Source organism: Mesorhizobium sp. M7A.F.Ca.MR.362.00.0.0 (assembly GCF_004023175.1).
Classification (GTDB): domain Bacteria; phylum Pseudomonadota; class Alphaproteobacteria; order Rhizobiales; family Rhizobiaceae; genus Mesorhizobium.
Genome location: NZ_RZTF01000224.1, coordinates 1 through 6,707 on the forward strand (window position 1 = coordinate 1; position 6,707 = coordinate 6,707).

Consider the following 6,707-nt stretch of genomic DNA (forward strand, 5'->3'; position numbering starts at 1 on the left):
GTATAGTGACGGGGAGAAAGGGGCTGGCCGCAACCTCGGCGCCCTTCTTGCGATGCTGGTGATTGGCGAAACCGGCGATGTTAGCGCCCTTCTCCCCGTCACTATACGGGGAGAAGATGCCGGCAGGCAGATGAGGGGCAGCGCAGACGTCGGCAATTGGCGTGACGGCTCACGCCGCCAGCAGCGATTTCAGCTTGACCGCCTGTGATCCGAGCGCTTCCGGCGCCGGTTTCGCGTGCTTGCCGATCAGCATTTCGGCCAGCCTGATATCGCGGGCGACCGCGTTGCCGGGGCCTATGCCGCTGGCCGCCACCAGCCTGCCGTCTTGAGCCAGATGGAAGAGGATGAAAGCGCCGTCGCCGAGGTCGCGGCGCACGGTGCTGCTGCCTTCGTCGGACAGCCCGGCGATCTGCAGGGACAGACCATATTGATCCGACCAGAACCACGGCACCGCCGCATGCGCCTCGCCGGCGCCGAGCATGTTCCTGGCCGCCAGTGCGCCCTGTTCCTGGGCGTTGCGCCAGGCTTCCAGCCGTACGCGGCGGCCGCCATAGACGGCGAGCGGAAACGAGCAGCAATCGCCGGCGGCATAGATGTCGGGATCGCTGCTGCGCAATTGCGCATCGACAGCGATGCCGTTGTCGATCGCCAGGCCGGCTTCGGCCGCAAGCCCGGTCACCGGCACGGCGCCGATGCCGATGATCGCGAGGTCGGCGACGATTTCCCGGCCGCCGGCAAGCGCTATGCGCACCTTGTTGCCGTCGTCGGCGATGGACGCGATGCCATCCCCGCACAGAATATCAACGCCCTCGGCGACATGCGCGTCATGGATGATTTCGGCGATCTCCGCCGGCACGCCGCGCATCAGGATGCGCGGCTGCGCCTCGATAACGGTGACCGCAGCGCCTAGCTTGCGTGCCGCGGCGGCAAGTTCGAGGCCGATGAAACCGCCGCCGATGATGGCGATACGGTTGCCGGGGGTGAGATGCGCGCGAATCGCGAGCGCGTCGGCGAAGGTCCTGAGATAGACGCAGTGCGCGCCAAGGCCGGGCATCGGCAGCTTGCGCGGCATCGAACCCGTTGCCAGCAGGAGCTTGTCGTAAGGCAGGACCGATCCGTCCGACAGGCGCACCGCATGCGCCGCCGGATCGATCGCCACGGCCTGGACGGAATGGATATGCCGGATCGATTTCTCGGCCAGAATGGCGTCGCTGGCGATCGCCTTGATCTCGGGCGCATCGCTGGCCATCGCCTCCTTGGACAGCGGCGGGCGCTCATAGGGCAGATGCGGCTCATCGCCGACCAGCGTCACCGGCCCTCGATAATCGAGGTCGCGCAGCGCCAATGCCGCCCGCCCGCCGCATTCGCCGGCGCCGATGATGACCATCCCCCCCGCCATGTCAGTCATCCGATCTGGATCAGGACTTTGCCGGCATCGACCTTGACCGGATAGGTCTTGAGATTGACGCAGACCGGCGCGCCGCGGGCATCCCCTGTCTTATAGTTGAAGCGGCCATTGTGCTTTGGACATTCGATGATGTCGTCCATCACCAGCCCGTCGGCCAGGTGCACCTTTTCATGCGTGCACAGGCCATCGGTGGCGAAGAACTCGTCGTCGGGGCTGCGATAGATGGCAAAGGTGCGGCCGCCATGGTCGAAGCGCATCACATCCTCCTCGTCTATGTCGCCGGTGGCGCAGGCCTCGACCCAGTCGCTCATTCAAGTCCTCCCAAAAGCAATCCAGGAAAAGTGCGCAGCGGTTTTCCGTCCGGAATTGCGTTAAATAAACAGTCTAGATCGGATGGAAGCACGATCATTCCGCCGCGGCGGCGATAGTGTCGTTGTGGAATTCTTCGCGATATGGCCGTGCGGTCGGCGGCAGCTCGCGCTTGAGGAAATAGTCCTCGTTGCGCAGCTGGCGCAGGAAGACCGGGATCATTTCGCGATAGCCGGCCAGGATCGACGGTGTCGGTTCCGGCAGATCGTGCTTGATCAATTCGTGCAGCCTCGGCAGCGCATGGTACGGCACCATCGGGAACATGTGATGCTCGACATGGTAGTTCATGTTCCAGTAGATGAAGCGGCTGATCGGGTTCATGTAGACGGTGCGGCTGTTCAGCCTGTGGTCGGTGACATTGTCGGCCAGGCCGCCATGCTGCAGCAGCCCCACCATGACATGGTGCCAGGCGCCGTAGAGCCTGGGCAGGCCGACCAGCATCAGCGGCAGGAACGAACCGGTGTAGAGCGCCAGCCCGACGGTGGCGGCATAGATCGCCGTCCAGATGCGGGCGACGCGGATCGCCTTGGGCTGTTCCTGTTCGGGAATGAAGGTCTTTTCGGCGGCGCTGACGGTGCCGGCGGCGTTGCGCAGCATGTCTGACATCGCATGCCAGGCATCGAGCACACCGACGAAGCCCAGCATGGCGCGAACCAGATCGGGCGGCCGCATGACCGAGATTTCCGGGTCGCGGCCGACGATGACGGTGTCGGTGTGGTGGCGCGTGTGGCTCCAGCGCCAGGTCACCGGATTGCGCATGATCATGAAGCAGGCGATCTGATAGACCGCATCGTTCATCCATTGCGTCCGGAAAGCGGTGCCGTGGCCGCATTCGTGCCAACGCGAATCCGTCGAGGAGCCGTAGAGGACGCCATAGACGAAGAAGAACGGCACGCACCACCATGTGCCCCAGAACCAGGCGCCGCCGGCCCCGCTGACGATCAGCGCGGCGAACCAGATTGCCGTATCGCGGATCGCCGGCCCGTCGGAGCGCTGCATCAGCTCCTTCATCTGCTTGCGCGGTATGTCGGTGTGATACCACTCGGCCGCCGACAGGCCGGTCTCGACCGCGAGCTTGGCATCGCGGCCGATCAGGCTGTAGTCACGCCGGGACGGCGCAGTGGACATGATTGCCTCCCTCGGCAAAGGCATCCGCCAAGGCGAATGCCATGAATTCCTTTGGCTTCTAGCGTCAAAGTAACGCCGACCGATGATGGACTCAACATCATAAAGATAGTTTCTATCATTTCCCATCAGGATGCTGTACGAAGGCTCAAGCAAATCCGACGGGGCAAGCATGGCGAAGCGGCCGACCATATCTGATCTGGCGCGCATCTCGGGCGTCAGTGTCGCCACCGTCGACCGCGTGCTGAACAACCGGCTGCCGGTGCGCGAGGAGACAGCGCGCCGCGTCTACGAGACCGCTACCGATATCGGCTATCACGCCGCCGGCCTCATCAAGCAGCGCATGCGCCAGGAACTGCCGGAGTACCGGCTGGGCTTCCTGCTGCTGCGGGGCAATGATGCCTTTTACGGCGACTTCGCGCGGGAACTCGAACTGGCCATCTCGCAATCGCAACGCTTCCGTGGCGTTGCGACCATCGATTTCGCCAGTTCCCTGGCTCCCGACGAGATCGCCTCCCAGATGCGCAGGCTGGCGGCGAAATCGAGGGCCATCGCCGTTGTCGGTCCGGACCATCCGACCCTGACGGCGGTCGTGGAAACCTTGAAGGCTAGAGGGCAGCCGGTCTTTTCGGTGCTGTCCGACTTTGCCGCCGGCATCCGGGAGGGCTATATCGGCCTCGACAACCGCAAGGTCGGGCGCACCGCCGCATGGATGATCTCCAAGGCAGCCAAGCGGCCCGGCAAGGTCGCCCTCTTCGTCGGCAGCCACCGCTTCCACGGCCATGAACTGCGCGAGATCGGCTTTCGCTCCTTCTTCCGCGAGCATGCGCCGGAGTTCAGCGTGCTTGAAACGCTGGTCAATCTGGAAGCCAACCAGGTGACCCATGACGCGATGATCGATCTTCTGGCGCGTTATCCGGATCTTGCCGGCTGCTACGTCGCGGGCGGCGGCATGGAAGGCGCGGTTTCGGCGCTGCGGGCAGCGAAGCCCGCGACCATGCCGGTGGTCGTCTGCAACGAGATCAACGCCGAATCGCGCGCGGCACTCGCCGACAATATCCTCACCATGGTGATCTCGACCCCGCTTGCCGCTTTATGCCGTGAGCTTGTCGACCTGATGGCGCATGCCATCGAGACCGGCGCCGCCAACGCTCCGGGGCAGACCTTCCTGCCCTTCGACATCTATCTGCCGGAAAACATCTAGCCCGCCGCCGCGCAAGGCCGCCGAGGCAAATGATAGAATCCATCAGAGCGAGGCGTAAATCGGCCCGCAGGCCGCGGAATCGCCCTTGACGCCCCGATGTGAAATGGAATAAATATTTCATCATCTGTGTATTTTGGTTCTTTCGTTCCGGAATATCTGTTTCAAACGGAGGGTTTGACGTTCCAGCCAGGAGGCAAGCGTCACCCGGAACAGAAAAGACATCAGGGAGAGATTCCCCGGGGAGATCGGGGATTCCGGATAAATCGGTGAAACCGGACACCAATATGTGGAGGAGAAACACAATGAAGAAATTGATTTTGGGCGTCGCCTTCGCGGCGCTGATGAGCTCATCCGCCCTGGCCGCCAAGGTTGGCGTGTCGATGGCCAAGTTCGACGACAACTTCCTGACCGTGCTGCGCAACGGCATGATCGAGCAGGCCAAGGGCATGAGCGGCGTCGAGCTGCAGGTCGAGGACGCACAGAACGACGTTGCCAAGCAGCTCGACCAGATCAAGAACTTCGCCGCCTCGGGCGTCGATGCCATCATCGTCAACCCGGTCGACACTTCGGCCACGCAGGCGATGTCGGACGCCGCCGCCGCAGCCAAGATCCCGCTGGTCTATGTCAACCGCGAGCCGGTCAATGTCGACACGCTGCCCGACAACCAGGCCTTCGTCGCCTCGAACGAAGCCGATTCCGGCACGCTCGAGACCAAGGAAGTCTGCCGCCTGTTCAAGGAAGCCGGCAAGAAGGAAGCCAATGTCTATGTGATCATGGGCGAGCTTTCCAACCAGGCCGCCGTGCAGCGCACCAAGGACATCGACGATGTGATCGCGACGCCGGATTGCAGCTTCATCAAGATCATCGACAAGCAGACGTCGAACTGGAACCGCGACGAGGCGCAGAACCTGATGACCAACTGGCTGTCGACCGGCAAGCCGTTCGACGGCGTCATCGCCAACAATGACGAAAGCGCCATCGGCGCCATCCAGGCGATGAAGGCCGGCAACATCGACATGAAGACGGTTGTCGTCGGCGGCGTCGATGCCACCCAGGACGCGCTTGCCGCGATGCAGGCGGGCGACCTCGACGTGACCGTGTTCCAGGACGCCGCCGGCCAGGGTGCCGGCGCTCTCGATGCGGCGCTCAAGCTCTCCAAGGGCGAGAAGGTCGAGCACAAGGTCTACGTGCCCTTCCAGCTCGTGACGCCAGCCAACATCGACAAGTTCCTGAAGAAGAACTGAGCCGCCAACGGTTCGATACGGAGCGGCGCTCTCGATCAAGACAGCGCCGCTCCCCTCTCTCCCTCAGCGCCGCAGGCGCGAGGGCGACCGCGGCTGATGGAGGACAGAATACGTGGCACAGACATCTCATGGCGTGGGCGGCGTCGGTTATGATGCGAAGAAGCGCACATGGCCGGCCGAGTTCAATGTTTTCCTGGCACTGGTCATTCTCGTCGTCATCTTCGAACTGATCGGCCGCATTTTTCTCGGCGACAGCTTCCTGTTCAACACACGCAGCGACGTCGGCGGCATCTTCAACGAAGCGCGCCTGCAGATCATCATCCTGCAGGTGTCGATCGTCGGCATCATCGCCATCGGTGTGACGCAAGTGATCATCACCGGCGGCATCGACCTGTCCTCGGGCTCGATCGTCGGCGCGACCGCCATGATCGCCATGAGCTTCGCTCAGGTGGCGACGGTCAACGGCAACCCCAATCCCAAGGCGATGTTCCTGGCGCAGGGCTGGACGGACCTGCCTGTCATCGTGCCGCTGCTGGTGGCGATCGCCTGCGGCCTGTTCGCCGGCCTGGTCAATGGCGCGCTGATCGCCTACACGCGCATTCCGCCGTTCATCGCCACGCTCGGCATGATGGTGACCGCGCGTGGCATCGCCAAATGGTGGTCCAAGGGCCAGCCGATCTCGTTTCCCACCGAGAGTTTCGCCGGCATCGGCAAAGGCCTGATGCCCGTCGTCATCTTCCTGTCGCTGGCCATCCTGTTCCAGCTGATCATGACCTACACCAGGTACGGCAAGCACTGTTACGCGATCGGCTCCAACGAGGACGCCGCGCGCATGTCCGGCATCAAGATCGCCAACCACAAGATCCTGGTCTACGTCATCGCCGGCATTCTCGCTGCGCTCGCCGCCGTGGTGCTGAGCTCCAAGAACCTGACCGCGCAGTCCGGCATGGGCGTGATGTACGAGCTCGACGCCATCGCCATGGCGGTCATCGGCGGCGTCTCCCTGTCGGGCGGCCGCGGCTCGATCATCGGCACGGTGATCGGCTCGCTGATCTTCGGCGTCATCATCTCCGGCTTCACCTTCCTGCGCCTCGACGCCTACTACCAGGAGATGGTCAAGGGTGTGATCATCGTCGGTGCGGTGGTTCTCGACCAGTGGCGCCAACGCCTGCGGGCAATGAGGGCATGACCATGTCAGACATCGTCCTGAAGACTGAAAACTTGACCAAGCGCTATGGCGGCGTGCACGCGCTGGAAGGGGCGAATTTCGAACTGCGCAAGGGCGAGCATGTCGCCATCATGGGCGACAACGGCGCCGGCAAGTCGACCTTCGTGCGCCAGATCACCGGTGTCGAGC

Annotated in this window: 7 protein-coding genes and 1 pseudogene (1 of these 8 running past the window's edge); 5 read left to right on the forward strand and 3 right to left on the reverse strand. The window is 63.2% G+C overall.

Annotated elements, in window-relative coordinates:
• Positions 1-208, forward strand: a 208-nt coding sequence (locus EOC06_RS40915) for a hypothetical protein (RefSeq protein WP_206631244.1), incomplete at its 5' end; no start/stop codon positions are given.
• Here the strand turns inward: EOC06_RS40915 and EOC06_RS23745 are convergent.
• The 3 genes from EOC06_RS23745 to EOC06_RS23755 all read right to left on the reverse strand — a co-directional run bounded on the left by EOC06_RS23745 (position 170) and on the right by EOC06_RS23755 (position 2,905).
• The gene (locus EOC06_RS23745) at positions 170-1,408 is read right to left on the reverse strand and encodes an NAD(P)/FAD-dependent oxidoreductase (protein ID WP_164898705.1); all 1,239 of its coding nucleotides are present in this window, start codon (positions 1,406-1,408) and stop codon (positions 170-172) included. The two genes, EOC06_RS40915 and EOC06_RS23745, sit on opposite strands and share 39 nt — an antisense overlap.
• A complete protein-coding gene (locus EOC06_RS23750; protein WP_027161041.1) occupies positions 1,405-1,719 on the reverse strand; it encodes a MocE family 2Fe-2S type ferredoxin in 315 nt (104 codons plus the stop codon). Before EOC06_RS23750 ends, EOC06_RS23745 begins: the two co-directional genes overlap by 4 nt.
• 94 nt (positions 1,720-1,813) lie before the next feature.
• On the reverse strand, positions 1,814-2,905 hold the full coding sequence (locus EOC06_RS23755; RefSeq protein WP_128308927.1) for a fatty acid desaturase family protein: 1,092 nt from the start codon (positions 2,903-2,905) through the stop codon (positions 1,814-1,816).
• A 169-nt stretch (positions 2,906-3,074) separates the two neighbouring features.
• Between EOC06_RS23755 and EOC06_RS23760 the strand changes: the two genes are divergently transcribed.
• The 4 genes and pseudogenes from EOC06_RS23760 to EOC06_RS23775 all read left to right on the forward strand — a co-directional run.
• The gene (locus EOC06_RS23760; protein WP_128308928.1) at positions 3,075-4,106 is read left to right on the forward strand and encodes a LacI family DNA-binding transcriptional regulator; all 1,032 of its coding nucleotides are present in this window, start codon (positions 3,075-3,077) and stop codon (positions 4,104-4,106) included.
• 302 nt (positions 4,107-4,408) lie between these two features.
• The gene (locus EOC06_RS23765; RefSeq protein WP_128308929.1) at positions 4,409-5,350 is read left to right on the forward strand and encodes a sugar ABC transporter substrate-binding protein; all 942 of its coding nucleotides are present in this window, start codon (positions 4,409-4,411) and stop codon (positions 5,348-5,350) included.
• A gap of 112 nt (positions 5,351-5,462) precedes the next feature.
• Complete coding sequence (locus EOC06_RS23770) at positions 5,463-6,539, forward strand: ABC transporter permease (protein ID WP_127320412.1); 1,077 nt, start codon at positions 5,463-5,465, stop codon at positions 6,537-6,539.
• Between the two features lie 2 nt (positions 6,540-6,541).
• Positions 6,542-6,707, forward strand: a pseudogene (locus EOC06_RS23775) (ABC transporter ATP-binding protein) (it continues 493 nt past the right edge of the window).

Bases quoted from the DNA above. Each gene is read 5' to 3' on its own strand.
- EOC06_RS23765 (WP_128308929.1), top strand. From the start codon at position 4,409: ATGAAGAAATTGATTTTGGGCGTCGCCTTCGCGGCGCTGATGAGCTCA.
- EOC06_RS23760 (WP_128308928.1), top strand. From the start codon at position 3,075: ATGGCGAAGCGGCCGACCATATCTGATCTGGCGCGCATCTCGGGCGTC.
- EOC06_RS23745 (WP_164898705.1), bottom strand. From the start codon at position 1,408: ATGACTGACATGGCGGGGGGGATGGTCATCATCGGCGCCGGCGAATGC.
- EOC06_RS23755 (WP_128308927.1), bottom strand. From the start codon at position 2,905: ATGTCCACTGCGCCGTCCCGGCGTGACTACAGCCTGATCGGCCGCGAT.
- EOC06_RS23750 (WP_027161041.1), bottom strand. From the start codon at position 1,719: ATGAGCGACTGGGTCGAGGCCTGCGCCACCGGCGACATAGACGAGGAG.